The organism is Citrobacter telavivensis (genome assembly GCA_009363175.1).
GTDB lineage: Bacteria > Pseudomonadota > Gammaproteobacteria > Enterobacterales > Enterobacteriaceae > Citrobacter_A > Citrobacter_A telavivensis.
Window position 1 is genome coordinate 3,700,375 of record CP045205.1, and the last position, 13,592, is coordinate 3,713,966.

At 56.4% G+C, this 13,592-nt stretch carries 14 protein-coding genes; all 14 read right to left on the minus strand.

Annotation, left to right across the window (positions count from 1 at the left end):
* Window positions 1-45: 45 nt before the first annotated feature.
* The 14 genes from GBC03_20135 to GBC03_20200 all read right to left on the minus strand — a co-directional run bounded on the left by GBC03_20135 (window position 46) and on the right by GBC03_20200 (window position 13,552).
* Window positions 46-813 (minus strand): TSUP family transporter, encoded by a 768-nt coding sequence (locus GBC03_20135; GenBank protein ID QFS72346.1) that lies wholly within the window; start codon window positions 811-813, stop codon window positions 46-48.
* Between the two features lie 87 nt (window positions 814-900).
* Window positions 901-1,389, minus strand: a complete 489-nt coding sequence (locus GBC03_20140; GenBank protein ID QFS72347.1) for a hypothetical protein — start codon at window positions 1,387-1,389, stop codon at window positions 901-903.
* A gap of 24 nt (window positions 1,390-1,413) precedes the next feature.
* Window positions 1,414-1,899, minus strand: coding sequence for a redoxin family protein (locus tag GBC03_20145; GenBank protein QFS72348.1), 486 nt, complete (start codon window positions 1,897-1,899; stop codon window positions 1,414-1,416).
* Complete coding sequence (locus GBC03_20150; GenBank protein QFS72349.1) at window positions 1,886-2,581, minus strand: ATP-binding cassette domain-containing protein; 696 nt, start codon at window positions 2,579-2,581, stop codon at window positions 1,886-1,888. Before GBC03_20150 ends, GBC03_20145 begins: the two co-directional genes overlap by 14 nt.
* Window positions 2,582-2,585: 4 nt before the next feature.
* A complete protein-coding gene (locus GBC03_20155; GenBank protein ID QFS72350.1) occupies window positions 2,586-3,716 on the minus strand; it encodes an FtsX-like permease family protein in 1,131 nt (376 codons plus the stop codon).
* Window positions 3,706-4,989 (minus strand): FtsX-like permease family protein, encoded by a 1,284-nt coding sequence (locus GBC03_20160; GenBank protein QFS72351.1) that lies wholly within the window; start codon window positions 4,987-4,989, stop codon window positions 3,706-3,708. Before GBC03_20160 ends, GBC03_20155 begins: the two co-directional genes overlap by 11 nt.
* Window positions 4,990-4,991: 2 nt before the next feature.
* On the minus strand, window positions 4,992-6,371 hold the full coding sequence (locus GBC03_20165) for a DUF2318 domain-containing protein (GenBank protein ID QFS72352.1): 1,380 nt from the start codon (window positions 6,369-6,371) through the stop codon (window positions 4,992-4,994).
* 66 nt (window positions 6,372-6,437) lie between these two features.
* Window positions 6,438-6,965, minus strand: coding sequence for an iron transporter (locus GBC03_20170; GenBank protein ID QFS72353.1), 528 nt, complete (start codon window positions 6,963-6,965; stop codon window positions 6,438-6,440).
* A gap of 29 nt (window positions 6,966-6,994) precedes the next feature.
* Window positions 6,995-8,935 carry an iron permease gene (locus GBC03_20175; GenBank protein ID QFS72354.1) on the minus strand — a complete coding sequence of 647 codons (1,941 nt, stop codon included), beginning with the start codon at window positions 8,933-8,935 and terminating at the stop codon, window positions 6,995-6,997.
* A 263-nt stretch (window positions 8,936-9,198) separates the two neighbouring features.
* Window positions 9,199-9,951, minus strand: a complete 753-nt coding sequence (gene nqrC / locus GBC03_20180; GenBank protein ID QFS72355.1) for an NADH:ubiquinone reductase (Na(+)-transporting) subunit C — start codon at window positions 9,949-9,951, stop codon at window positions 9,199-9,201.
* 193 nt (window positions 9,952-10,144) lie between these two features.
* Window positions 10,145-10,651, minus strand: coding sequence for a redoxin family protein (locus GBC03_20185; protein ID QFS72356.1), 507 nt, complete (start codon window positions 10,649-10,651; stop codon window positions 10,145-10,147).
* Window positions 10,641-11,264 carry a thioredoxin domain-containing protein gene (locus tag GBC03_20190; GenBank protein ID QFS72357.1) on the minus strand — a complete coding sequence of 208 codons (624 nt, stop codon included), beginning with the start codon at window positions 11,262-11,264 and terminating at the stop codon, window positions 10,641-10,643. Before GBC03_20190 ends, GBC03_20185 begins: the two co-directional genes overlap by 11 nt.
* Window positions 11,261-13,141, minus strand: coding sequence for a DUF255 domain-containing protein (locus GBC03_20195; GenBank protein ID QFS72358.1), 1,881 nt, complete (start codon window positions 13,139-13,141; stop codon window positions 11,261-11,263). Before GBC03_20195 ends, GBC03_20190 begins: the two co-directional genes overlap by 4 nt.
* A 48-nt stretch (window positions 13,142-13,189) precedes the next feature.
* Window positions 13,190-13,552: a copper resistance protein gene (locus tag GBC03_20200; protein ID QFS72359.1), complete on the minus strand. Its 363-nt coding sequence runs from the start codon at window positions 13,550-13,552 to the stop codon at window positions 13,190-13,192.
* Between the last annotated feature and the right edge of the window lie 40 nt (window positions 13,553-13,592).

Genomic DNA, 13,592 nt, shown 5'->3' on the forward strand with positions numbered 1-13,592 from the left:
TCCGCCTCGGGGATGATTTAACGATGGCACGAATTTGTTATTAAGTCACAGCGCGGATGATGATGCACGGAACATCATTTCCACGCTCAGTCCCATCAGACAGAACAAAAAGCAGCGTTTAAAGACAACGGGCGAGATCGCTCGTCGGATACGGGTGCCGGCCCACTGGCCGATCAGCGCCGGAACGATGGCGAATGCCGATAAGCTCATCGACTGCACGGGTAGCGCACCGTGCCACCACAGTCCCAGCGCTAACGCCAGCGTGGAAAAGGTAAAAGAGATACCGAGCGCCTGGACCAGTTCATCCTTCCCGAAACCCAGCGACTGGATCCACGGCACCGCCGGCATCACAAAAACGCCCGTTCCGCCGGTCAACAACCCCGTGGCAAAGCCGACAATCAGCGAGACTGGCTTTTCACGCCGGGGTGAAACCGCGATCCGTTTTCCCGCCAGAGTCCAGAGCGCATACACCATCAGCGCCAACCCCAGTGCAAACTGAGTGCGGGAGGTCTCGCCGCCCGTGATCCAGACGCTGGCCAACAGCGTGGCAATCACTACCGTAAGCAGCATCGGCCATAACCGCTTCAGCAACGTTCGGGTATTCCCGCCACCGCCAAACTGAAACAGATTACTGACCAGTGAAGGCAACAGCAGCATGGCCGCCGCCGCAACCGGTGAGATCAGCGAACCGAGGATCCCCATCGCCACGGTGGGCAACCCCATGCCGGTGACGCCTTTCACCATCCCGGCAAGGACAAAGGTCAAGGCAATCATCACTATCTGCTCGGGGTCGAATGCAAAAAGAAGGGTCATGCTTCATATTCCTGTCAGGAGAAGATGACCCATCCTGAATGTTCGCGATAGCGCTTGCTTCGTCAGCCAGCGAAATATGGCTTCAGGCTATTCAGAAATAATGACCTCATGGCGGATGTTACGCGCGCAGTAGGTCGTCCCGTCTTTGAGATACAATTCCTGAAAACGGGTCTTGTCCACCGACTGCTGCAGCAATGTACGTTCGGTATCGACAAACTCTTTTTGCACGCGGTAATGCACCGCATCCTGCGTTTCAAACGCGATAAACTCGCGGGTGGCGTAGGGCTTATGTTTCAGTTTGACATAGACGATATACTGTACCGTGCTGAACGTAAGCCCTGTCTGCGCGGCAATCTCCTTCATGGTCAGCGGTTCATCGGACTCATACAGCGCCTGTACCTGTTGAATTCTCTTCTGGTTATACGTTGATACGCGCAGGCTGAGTTTCAGCCGGTAAGCCATATTGCGCACCACGGTCACATTGGTGCACAACATCTGCGCAATGTGTTGCGTCGAGAGGACGCCTGCGTTTTCACGCAGGAGCGTCAGGCTCTCGTCGTTCCAGATAAATGCCATCAGCGGTATCCCTCCACCGAAAACTTATCGCGCCGCGAGACGGGCGAACGTGGCGGCTAATTCAGCCGGTTTACGCATTCCCTGATGCCATTCCAGCACCCGGCCCTGTGAGTCAATCAGAACCGAGGTCGGCGTGCCGATGACCTGATACCGTTCCTGAGTGATCTTCATCTGGTCGCGAAGGACCGGATACGACACCTGATGCTTCGCCAGCAGAGCATCCAGGCTGACCGTTCCCGGATCGGTATTTACCGCCACCACCACCACGCTATCGCCCCATTTTTGGCTTAGCGTTTCCAGCGAATCCATCTCCGCCAGACAGCCGCCGCAGCCCGCAGACCAGAAGTTCAGGTAGATAGACTTTCCCTGCCAGCGATCCAGTCCGGATTCCTTGCCCTGTAAATCGAAGGCCGCCAGCGCCGGGGCCGTTTCGCCCACCGCCAGTTTTTCCTCTTTGCAGCCGCTGAGCAGCACCGCCAGTGAGAGAATGAAAACGTTAAGCCAGCGCATGTTGCATCGCCTCCTCTCCCTGATACTTACCGTGTTGCAGACGTAAAATGCGATCGGCAAACTGCCCAAGCGCCGGGTTATGCGTCACCATCACGATCGTTCGCCCCTGGCGATGTAAATCGGTAAGTAGATCTAACACCCGCTGTTCATTCTCTTCATCCAGGTTGCCCGTCGGTTCATCGGCAAAAATGACCGGCGGCTCATTCACCAGCGCCCTGGCAATACAGACACGCTGCTGCTCCCCGCCGGAAAGCTGGCTCGGCAAATGGGTCACGCGGTGCCCAAGCCCGACCTGTTCCAGCACTTTTCTGGCCGCAGCCTCGTCCACCACGCTATGGTAATGCTGCGCCAACATGATATTTTCCAGCGCGGTTAAAAAGGGAATGAGATGGAATTGCTGGAATACCAGGCCAATCTTCTCAGCGCGAAAACGGCGACGTCCCTCTTCGTCAAGCGCCGCGGCGTCCGTTCCGTCAAGAAACACCTGACCTTCCGTTGCGGTGTCCAGACAGGTGAGAATGTTCATCAGCGTCGTTTTCCCGGAACCGGAGGCCCCCATAATGGCGACGAACTCCCCTTGCGTAATCCGCAGGTTAATATCATCCAGGGCGGTAACGTCGCCGAACCGTTTATAGAGGTGACGCGTTTCGATCGCCACCTGTGGAATCTGCGTCACGGACATGGCGCTACTCTCCTTTCAACACTTTAGCGGGTTCGACGCTGACCGCGCGCCGCACCGGAACAATCGCCGCCAGAATGGCGACCAGTAAAGACAATCCGAGGGTGATGGGCAGCACCGGCAGACGCAGCGAGATTGCCGCGTTGAATACCGTCAGTCCCAGTAGTTGCGCCAGCAAATAACCCAGCAGCCAGCCGCATACCACGGCCGCGAGGGCGATAATGCAGGTTTCCAGCAAGATTTGCCGCACGATGTCGCCGTTGCTGGCACCCAGCGCTTTTTGCAGGGCGAACTCGCGGGCGCGTTCGCCCACTATCGCCATCAGGGTGGTATTCACGCACAGGGAAGAGAGCGCCAGAATGACCAGCGATACCAGTCCCATCAGCCCTTTAATTTTATCCAGCACCTGCCCTTCGGACGCGGATACCTTACGTACCGGGCGAATCTCCAGATCCGGATACTGGCTTTGCAGGCGACTGGCGTAACGATCGACCTGGCCAACATCGTTACTCACGCTCAACAGGCCATGGCTGATTTTTCCCGGCTGATGTAGCCAGGCCTGCGCCACGTCGAGACTGACGATCAGCATGTTGTCCGTGGCGTCACCCGCTTCGACAATGCCTTTAATCTGCAGATTTTTTCGCTGGTTATGATCGACCAGCGTGACGCTATCGCCGGGCTGAACGTTGAGGCGCTCCGCCAGCTTAACGCCAATCATCGCGTTGCGATCGTCAAAGCTGACGCCAATCCAGCTCCCCTGCACCTGCCAGTACGGCACCAGTTTTTGCAGCGATTCAAACCAGACGCCAACGATCACCACTTTTTCCAGTTCGGTACGCGCCATGCCGTACAGCCACGGACTGGCACCATGAACCAGCCCCTGCGGCGCCTCATCCAAAAGGGTCTGTAGCTCCTGCTGTGGCATACTCGCACCGTGCCCCGGTCCGATGTAGAAATTGGCGCCGAAGGTGCGCAGTTCTTCACTCATTTTGGTATTGATGTCGAACCATACCGCGCTCAGCGCCGTCACGATGGTCGCTCCCACCATCAGCGCGGCAAAAACCACGCTAACCCGCTGAAAGCGCAGACGCAGTGCTCGCCACACCAGCAACCAAAGCATTGTCCGTTTAGCGGCCATACAGCACCTCCACGGGATACAGTCGCGCGATGCGTCGCGCCGGGAACCAGGTGCCGATCAGGGCAATCAGTACCGCAACCACGAGTACGCACGGCACCACAATCCAGGCGAAATCGAGCGGCGCGTCGAACAACATCACGCCAATCGCTTTCGCCAGCCCCCATCCGGCAACGCATCCCAGCGCCCCGCCGGCCAGTCCACTGGAGGCGGCTTCGAGGTAAAACAGCAGCATTATCTGCCACTGGCGTGCGCCGAGCGCCTTCATCAGACCGATCTCTTTGGCGCGCTCCATAATGGTGCTGGTCATCAGCGAGGCGATCCCCATTGCCGACGCCGCCAGCGCAGCAATCGTCACCACCACCATCAGCAACTGAATTTTATCAATCACCACCCCTTCAGACGCGGCGACCTGCCAGACCGGACGCACCTCCGCCCCGGAGATCGCCTCTTCCAGTTGGTGGGCAATCGAAGACACATAAGCGGTGCAGTACCAGAGGTCGTACTCTTCTGCATTCAGTGCATCCAGATTTTCCCGCGCGCGGCGCGAAAGCTCATTTTCCGGTACGGTCAGCGCCGAAACGCGAATGGCCTGTACTTTGCCGGGCAACCCCAGCAGCGTCTGCGCGGTCGCGAGCGGCATCACCAGTTGGCTGTCTTCCTCGCCGCCGCTGGAGAGGATCCCGCTGACAGTGACATGGATTGTCGTATCCGCGTTGTTTATTACCAGCGTATCGCCCACTTTCCATCCTGTTTGTCGCGCCAGTGCGTGTCCCACCAGCGTTTGTGGTGTACTGTTCTCTCCTTCCTGCGGCCAGTCGCCGGTCACCTGCCAGAACGGACTGACCGTCTTCTGTCCGGTTTCGTATCCCTCTTCATCAGGAATATCGACCGGTTGACTAAAGAAGGTTCCCAGAATGCGCACCGCGTTACCGTTAGCGGTGACCTCACCGCCCAGCATCGGCGCAAAACCGACAATGTTATTGCGCCAGAAAATATCTTTGATATTCGGCAATTCGGTTTCATCAAGGAAATCCTGTCCCGAGAGCGGATTGCTGCTTTCGCTGAACAGTGCGGGTAATGCCGCCTGCCCGGCAGGCTCAATCAGGATATTCGCGCCGTAGGATTTGAGTTCACGGGACATTTTGTCGCCGATGTCGATAGACACCGCCAGCAGCGCCGAAATCAGGCTGGCCGCCAGAAACACGGTGACAATCGCCAGCCCTTTACGCCGTAAGTTGCGTCCCCAGGATTGTCGTAACATTCGCCACAGCATCGTTACTCCTCCCTCAGTTCAGCAGGGACAAACTGTTCAGGCGTCTTGCGAAAGCGGTCATAGTTCGCTTCGGATGAGAAGAACCAGGTCTTACCGCCGTAGCTGTATTTGAAGTCCGCCGCCGTATTGGTTAGCGTTGAGCCGTCGACCGGATCGGTTACCCGAATGGTCATCACCGTCGAGAAGTAGTTCACGCCAGCGGCCAGTTCTTTACCGGGGATCACCAGCTCTTTTTCATCGTTGTGCCAGTTTTCAATCGGCACCGGGTTGCAACCGCCGGGTTTACCAATGGAAGGGATAAAGATGTGTACCCCGCAGGCAACGCAGATCACCTGATTGCCTTCCATCACATACCCCTGGTCGCCGCACAGCAAACAGGCGTCGAACACCACGCCAAAGCGCAGTTTGTCGGGGTAACGGTTGATGATGAAAAAGCGTACGGCTTTGCCATCGTCAGCTACCCAGACAAAGCGATGCAGCTTACCGTCGCGGAGTTGTTCAACCGGCAGATGGACACTGCCGTCGCTGTCGAGCGTTACCGGGATCGCTTGCGAAAGCTGCGGCGGTTGAGAAGCGACGTTGTCCCACCACAGTTGTCCGGCAATCACCACCACGGCACAGCCGAGGGTGACCAGCCAAAGCCGTAGCGCATTACGCCGCTGCGCCAGCGCTAGGCGATGCGCTATCGGTTCATCTGTAGCCCGCGTCAGCCGGTGGGCGCTCAGCAGCGACGGCAGCCAGCACAGCGCCAGAAGCAACAGTAATCCCGCCGCCATCCAGTTATACGCCGGGGCGTTATTGGTGACTTTCGCCACAAAGCTCAGCAGCGATTTTGCCAGCGGCAGCACCTGCAGTTTCATCAACAGCAACAGCAGACTGCCGCTTAACGGCAGCCACAGCATCACCAGCAGAATAAGGGTGAACGGCCAGAACAACACGCGGATACGGCGCAGCAGCATGGCGCAAAGCACGCCAGCCAGACAGAGGATGGCGAAAGCAAGGACCACTGCCGTCAGATTCAGCAGCAGTTCAGTATTCAGGACATGCGTGCTGGTTAATCCACCGAGATTCGGGTCGAGCGCCCAGTGACGCGCCGCGCCAAAAACCAGGATGCCCTGCCAGAGATAGCGCACGCGGTTGCCCACCCACCAGAAGCTGAGCACAAACAGCAGCGTGACCATCACTTCCGTTCCCACCAGCAACAACTGTACCGGTTGTGACCCACGGAGCGTCAGTCCCGCCAGCACGCCGGTCGCCAGACCGACTACCAGCGTCCAACCCAACGGGCGCAGTGAGGGTGGATCGTTTCGACTCCAGAGGACACCGGAGAGTAGCGCGATGCAGAAAAAGACCTGTAGCGTGGTGACGAAAAAGTAACTCATGACATCGACTCAGAACAGCGGATTGACTCAGCCGGGACGAGCATTCATCCCGGCGCATCGGTTTTCTTAGTTCAGACCGACGTATTTAAATTCGTAGCTCACATCAAACGGTTTCCACCAGCGACCGACACCGGTGTCACTGTCGGTGTGACGGTGCATACCCGCTTTTGACGGCGGCTCAATGTGGTATGTCACTTTGTAGTTGCCCACACCCATCATTTTGACGTTCGCGCCGTAGTGAGGGCCATCGCTGGCGACCATCGGCATAAACGTCCCTTCCTGTTTTTCACCGGTATCGCTGTTGACCAGGGTGTAGCTGATGGTCAGATACGGGATCCACTCACCTGCGCCAAAGCCGTTTTTACTGCCTTCGACCGCGTGAATATCCGCCTCAAGGTGAATATCGGCTTTCGCTGCCGGTAAGCCCATGCCGCGCGGCTCCATGTCGATCGGCTGCAGGTAAACGGCGGCCAGCTCCATTTCATTCATCACGACAGGCTCGCCCGCCGGGTACTCTTTAAAGGCGAACGCTGCCGGTGCGGTAAAAATTCCGGCCATCACTGCGCTGGCAATCAGGGTTTTCTTCATGGTCATCAGACATATCCTCTCGTCTAAAATCACAACTACAGAGTGTTTTTTATTGTTTCCCCGGGAACGGCGCTTTTACGCCGCATCACCCACAGCGCAACCAGCGCAGCGAGCAGTAATACCGCCTGCGGTAACAGCGTTTCCACATAGGGATAAATCCCCAGCCAGCTGATTTCCGGGAAGCCGTTAATCAACGTTGGCTGGAACAGTTTGCCTTCCACCAGTTCCAGAACCCCCTTGCCCGCAAATACGAAGGCCATCAGGTACATAAAACTGCCGGTAAACATAAAGAAGGGTTTCAGCGGCAGACGCACCACCGAATAACGCATGACCAGCCACGCCGCCAGTAATACGACACAGCCAATGACAAAGCCCGCGCCGATCGCCATGTGTCCGGCGACATCGTTGGCATCGCCTATCAGGGCGTAGTAAAACAGAACCGTTTCGGCGCCTTCACGATAGACCGCGAGGAAACTGGTCAGCCACAGTCCCACCAGCGACCCTTTCGACAGCGAGTGCGACAGTTTGCCTTCAAGCCAGGCCTTCCAGTGTCGGGCTTCCACTTTGGACAGCAGCCAGTAGCTCATGAAGAAAAGCATCACGACCGCAATCAGCATTGTGATGCCTTCCAGCAACTCCCGACTGGCGCCCGAGTTGGTAAACAGCAACTGGAAAATCACGGCGGTTATCACGCTGGCAACCAGTGCGACGATCACCGACTGGCGAATCAGCGGCAGCTTATCCTGATGATTGTTTTTCACCATGTAGGCGACAATTGCCGCCACGATCAGCAGGGCTTCCAGCCCTTCACGGACGATGATCATCAGGCTATAGAGCAGCAGGCTCCACTGCGTCTCTTCCCCTTCGCCAAGCATCGTTACCGCTTTTTGCAGATCCTGCCCGAGCGCGCTGGCTTCTGACTGGAGTCTTTCCACCGGCTGACCGGCCTTCATCAGGCTGACCAGACGGGTAAAATAGGCCTCCAGCGTGGTTTTAAACGCCGAATCACGGGAGCCGATTTTGTTTTCCATGCCGCTGGCTTCGAAGCGGTCGAAATAGCTGTCCTGCACATCCAGAATGGCATTCTGCGCCTCGCCGCGCTGATACCGCGCGATAGCCTCCTGAATACTCTGATTAATGCCCTCCGCCACTTCACCCCAGTTTGTGCGCGAACTCCCCTCCTCCACCGCCAGCGCGTTATCCGCAGTTTGCGAAGGCGCAATCTGCTGATCGTCGCGGGTTGTCGGCAGGCCGGGCAGAATATCCTCGATATCCTGTAACAGCGTAGTGACCTGATAAGAGACGTCGTTGAGGCGATCCGGTTGGGCGGCAAGGGCAATCAGCGCGGAGAACTGTTGGTTGATAGCGGCGGCATCTTTGGCCGAGCGATTCTGCCTGACCGACATTTCCATCTCAGAGTTTTTGAATCCCTGATAGTGCGCCTGCTGAACGTGTTGACTGGCGGTGACGTAGTTCCCTGACTGATAGTCGTTCACCGCCTGGGCCAGCAGATCGTCGATCGTCCGGAAGCTCTCCTGCCAGTGGACGGCGATATCCGTTCGGGTGAGCGCACTGTGCTGTTCTTCCGCGACCAGTCGGTGTCCGCCGTCCAGCACCGGTTCGACTTCACGTAACGATGCCTTCAGCCAGTCAATTCTCGACTGCACGTCTGCGATCGGTTTCTTCTCGCCAATCATCCGCCGGATTTCACCGAACGCGCTCTCCATCTCGTAGCTTTTGCTGGCAGAAATGTTGATGCGAATGGGGCCTTCCAGGTTTTCGAACACTTCGAAGTAGGCCATTTGCACCGTACGACGCGCCTCATCGGTTTGTTGCTGAGAATAAAGTTCTGCTGTTTTATCAAGGCGTTGCTCAATATCCTCAATAAACGGAGCATAGTTTGTCGTGGCCCATACGCTAACGCTTATGAACAGACTGAAGAGAGTCACCTGCAGTGAGAGGCAAAACTTACGCACGTTACGCACCAAAGAACACAAATGATAATTATTATCATTATCGATTTTTGCTGGTGTTGTACATGACCTGGATCATAAAAATGTCAACGGGTGACAACTTATGTAAATTTATTTCATCGATATGTGATGGAAGGCGAAATCTGACGGCGGGTAATATACCCACTCGCCGTCTGGAATTGAATGACTACATTGCGTAAATCCGCAAGGAATTAATGATGCTGCGCCCACTCGCTTAAATGAAATTATCCGCAGGCGAAAATCACTCAGCGATTCAACATCTCTGGGTCCTGTTTTAACCGCTGTAAAAATGGGCCATAGCCCTGTTCACTGATCCAGTAGTTAATACTCTTTTCAACGCCCTTTGACGTCAGCGTCGCACCGGAAATACCATCAACGGTATATTCATCATTCTTCCCTGATTTCTCCTGAACTATTTTCAGCACCGGCGTTCCATTGTCATCTGCCACTTTTTTCCCCGGCCATTGTTGACGCCAGTTTTCATCTTTCACTCTGGCCCCCAGAAATGGCGTCTCTCGCTGCTGGTAATAATACAGATTGTTCACCGTACGACCGTCCAGTCCCAGAGAGAGAAACGCGTGCATCATCGATTTCGCGCCTTTGCCTGAAACAGGAATGATAACCTGCTGAATCTTATTATACTTATCTTTTACCAGGTAAACGTCTGCCAGCGTACAGCGCTGGCGAATCTGTGCGGGATCATGGTCCGGAGCGAGTTTTTTACATCCTTGTGCGGCCGTTTTATCCGTCACCCACTCGCCAGAATCCAGATTCACCGAGCGCTCGATAATCGAACGCTGATACAGGTTCTCTCTCGATTTTTTATCCTGAGAATCCGCTTTAAGTAAGCCCGCAGCCTGTAAAACAGCGGCATTTTTTTCTTCTGCCGTCGGTTCCGTCATTTCCCCCTGAAACAACATAAACCAGGCGACCGCAATCAGAAAAATAAGAACACAAAGCACCATCATTGATGCAACAATAATTTTACCCTTGCGCATTTCTTTATAATCCCTGTAAGCATTAACATCGTAATATCGTCACATGATATGCCATCACTCCTGGTAATTTGCAATAATAAAAACCGAGAGAATATATAATCAACACGGCTTAACTTTCGTCTTAAATATTTGAATAGCGTATTATTACGGCTATTTTATGGCATAAAAGCGCCGGGTTTCCCCGGCGCTTTATTCAACTGACTTTCGCCCACCATAGCCGCAGGACCATCCCCCAGTAGCTGGTCCAGCCACTGGTGGTTGAAACGACCTGCCCTTTCGACACCACGACCAGCGTGGGGGTAACGCTGATATCCCAACGGCGGGAAAGTGCCCCGTCGGCGTCGTTAATCACGGGAAAGGAAATCCCTTTACGCGCCAGCCAGCGCGTGAGCGTCTGTTCATCTCCCGAGCGCAGCGCGATGGTCAGCACGTTCTTCCCTTGTGCCTGCAAGCGGGCAACGTCCGGTGTGGTATAGCGGCAGACGCCACACCATGTGGCCCAGAAATAGATGAGCAACGGTTCTTCCTCGCTCAATGCCGCCAGCGTCACCCGTTCTCCATCCAACGTGTTGAGCGGCGTACTGTTGAAAGAAGTCGGCGCCTGCGGCGCGCGCCAGGCATCCATCAGCAGCATCCCGCCAGCCAGCAGCGTCAGAAAAATCAGACCTTCACGCAGCCAGCGCCGCAGCTTACTGACCATTCGCCACCGCCAGTTTTTCTTTGACGACCTCTTCAAGCACCTCCCAGGAGACGGCGCCAGGGATCAGTTCATCACCAACGATTGTCGCCGGCGTGCCCTGGATGCCAATCAATCGTGCCAGTTGCAGATTGGTACTCAGCGTTTCATTGCTTTTTTCATCCAGCGTGACCGGGGTGGCAGCCGATTTTTCCTGCGCCTGCTTAATGCTAACGTCCGTGTGATACCCCTTCTTTTGCATCAGTTTTTCATGCAGCGCGAGGAACTGCTGCGGATATTCACGCCAGGTGGTAAGCGCCGTGCGCGCAGACAATACCGAGCTTTCGCCTTTGAACGGCAACGGTTTGATGACTACCGCCACGTCAGGGTATTTCGCCACGATTTTCTCCAGCAGAGGATCAAGCTGTTTGCAGTATGGACAGTTGTAATCCGTGAAGTTAACCAGCGTCAGTTTTGCCTGTTTTGCGCCAATGCGCGGACTGGCGGGATCGTTAAACAGCGCCTCCTGAATGAGAGCTTCGATCTGTTTTTCCTGCGCTGGGGTAAACGGCGCACCTTCTTTGGCGAAGCTGAACGCGCTGAGTAGGGAAAATAACAGGATTATCAGTAACTTCACGGTGTTTCTCCTTTCGCCCCGGCCAGCATGTTTAACAGACCGTCACGAGTTAATAATGTCGGCAGCGCCTGACCTTTCGGTAAGCCGGGGCCATAAATTTGGTTATACGGTACGGCAACCTGACCGCGGGATGTCAGAAACGCGGTGATGTCATCGGATGGCAACGTCCAGTCGCCGCGCAGGGCCACAACATCCGGCTGCTGTAGCGCCGCCTGCACCGCGTCGGTGTTCAGTACGTTGTATTTATTAACCTTGCAGGTAATGCACCAGTCGGCGGTCACGTCAATGAATACGCGCTTATTCTGCGCAAGCGCATCGGTAATCGCCTGTTCACTGAGCGGTTGCCAGTGGACGCTCTCTTTCGCCGCACTCTGGGAGGTAAAACCCAGATGAGGCAGAAGCAGCGTTGCCAGCCAGAGGGCAGAACCGAGCATCATCAGGCCGAGCAAGCGTCGCAGCCCGTTCATCCAGCGTCCCGGCTTCGGCAGACGAAGCGCCAGACCAGGACGCAGCGCGACCAGCAGCCATGGCAGGCTCATCCCGACGCCGAGGGCGAAGAAAAGCCCCCACAGCACGGGCAGCGACGCCGTCAGCGCCACCGCCACCGCCGTGCCGAGAAACGGCGCGCTGCACGGTGTTGCCAGCAGCGTGGCGAACGCGCCCTGCCAGAAATGTCCTGCCAGACCGTTGCCGCCGTAAGTCGCCAGTCGGGTGGTCATTGATGACGGCAGACGGAATTCAAACAGACCGAACAGACTGGCGCTGAAAACCAACATCACCAGCGCCATCGCACCGATAAACCACGGATTCTGGAACTGGATCCCCCATCCCAGCGCCTGATTGCTCAGTCGTAGCACGGTCATCAGCAGCGCCAGCGCCATGAAGGAGAGCAGAATACCGCCCACCGAGGCGAGAAACTGGCGTCGTATTTGCTGACGGTTTTTCTCTTCGACGAGCAGAATGGAGCCCAGTTTCATCCCCAATACCGGCAACACGCAGGGCATCAGATTGAGGATCAATCCGCCCACCAGCGCCATGAGGATCACCTGCCAGAGCGGTAGCCCGGCGTGCTCGGACACCGGCTCATCGCCAACGGTAAGTTGGCTCTCTTGCGCCACGCCGTTATCTGCCAGCACCAGCGTGAGCGATTTGCCACGCAGATTCGGCGCCCCTTCTCCCCAGCTATCGTGAACCGGCACCGTCGCGCGAAGTCTGTCTCCGTCGACCCGGATAAGCGGTTTGGCGAAATCCGCATCCTCTACGCTATCAAGGAATAGCGCTGGCGAGATCCAACCACCGCTGCGCTGCGCCTCGACGATCAGCTCACCGCTACGCGCACTGGCGCTCAGCGTTTGTGTCAGACCTTGCGTCAGGGGTACGCGCCCCATCGCCTGCGCATAGTCATGCGCAAACCCGGCATCCTGCGAAGACGCCGTGAGTGAAAACGGATAGTCGGTCAGCAGACACACATTGCTACAGGTGGAGAGCGTCAGCACGCCAGCGATGCGGCTGGGCGCAGGTCCCCGGACGGCCAGCACAAGCGTGACCTGCTGGTGATAGCCCTGGGTGGTGATACCGGCGACGTCAAAACGGGCCGGTGTCGGCCAGAACCAGTCCACCGTCGGCATCTCTCCTTTCCAGGTGATGGCAGGCGCAACGCCGCCTTCCCCCGGCGAGCGCCAGTATGTCTTCCAGCCGTTTTCCAGTTTAACGTCGATCAACAGACGGGTTTCCCCCTGCGCTGACGTATCGGCGCGCAGTCGTACGCTGGCGTGGTCGTTCTCCGGGGAACGCAGCCAGCCGCTCTCTGCTGCCCATGACGCGGGCAGCCAGAGTAATAACAGGCAGATCAGTGCCTGCCTGAAGGCATAAATCATAATTTTTCTCCATGAATGATTAGCTAACGGTACGAAACAGCCGCTCTGTCATTCGCGGAAAACGCAGAATCGGAGATGCACCCGGAGTCCGGGAGGGGAAATAACGCGCAGTGGGAAGAACGGTAAGCGAACCGTCCTGAACGGGGTTAACAAGGCGAGGAGTAAACAGAGCGCGAGAATCGCCCCCTCAAAAACAACCGGTGGCGCAGTCAGCAGCGATTTCGCACTGAGCTCGCATGGGGTCGCGGGTGACGTTTCCTCTGCCCCGGACGTCGGCGATGTCGTCGCCGTGATGGTGGTTGTTTCCATCTGCAACGCGTGCAGGCCCGCCATGCGCTGCGCGGTACAAACTATCACCACGACACATGCCAGGCAGAGGAACCACCATCCCATCCGTTGACGTTTCGCCATTACACCCTCACTCATTGACGCGAGTTATCTTAACGGCTGG